Genomic DNA, 371 nt, shown 5'->3' on the forward strand with positions numbered 1-371 from the left:
ATGGGGTGTCTGTTTGCACTCTTATTGCGTCACTGTTTTACAGCAGTACATCTTTAGCAGAAACGTTAGTTTTTGACGGAAACAACACTTCTATTATGCAAATCGATCCAACAGGTAACCGCAGCACTTATAAAAGTCTTTATTCGAGCAATATTTATAGTGACAATGTTGTCTTATCGGTTGTCGAGGGGCGAAGTTCAAGCAGAGCGGGTTCTCTTCTGACACGTAGTGCTTCTGAAATTACGAGCACAACCGACGAACAGGGCGTTGCTATCATACGTCTGACCAGCACGAAAACCGGGTCTGATGGTCTATGACGAGTTGGATACGGGTGCCATTATGCCTGAAAAATTCAAACAGGCTTTTTCTTT

1 protein-coding gene is annotated in these 371 nt (G+C 43.4%); it reads left to right on the forward strand.

The features are described 5' to 3' along the window. Positions 1-95 precede the first annotated feature (95 nt). A complete protein-coding gene (locus GQS64_RS11955; protein ID WP_077991629.1) occupies positions 96-317 on the forward strand; it encodes a hypothetical protein in 222 nt (73 codons plus the stop codon). The last annotated feature ends 54 nt before the right edge of the window (positions 318-371 follow it).

This window comes from Bartonella sp. P0282, assembly GCF_048452985.1.
Classification (GTDB): domain Bacteria; phylum Pseudomonadota; class Alphaproteobacteria; order Rhizobiales; family Rhizobiaceae; genus Bartonella; species Bartonella choladocola.

Bases quoted from the DNA above. Each gene is read 5' to 3' on its own strand.
- GQS64_RS11955 (WP_077991629.1), top strand. From the start codon at position 96: ATGCAAATCGATCCAACAGGTAACCGCAGCACTTATAAAAGTCTTTAT.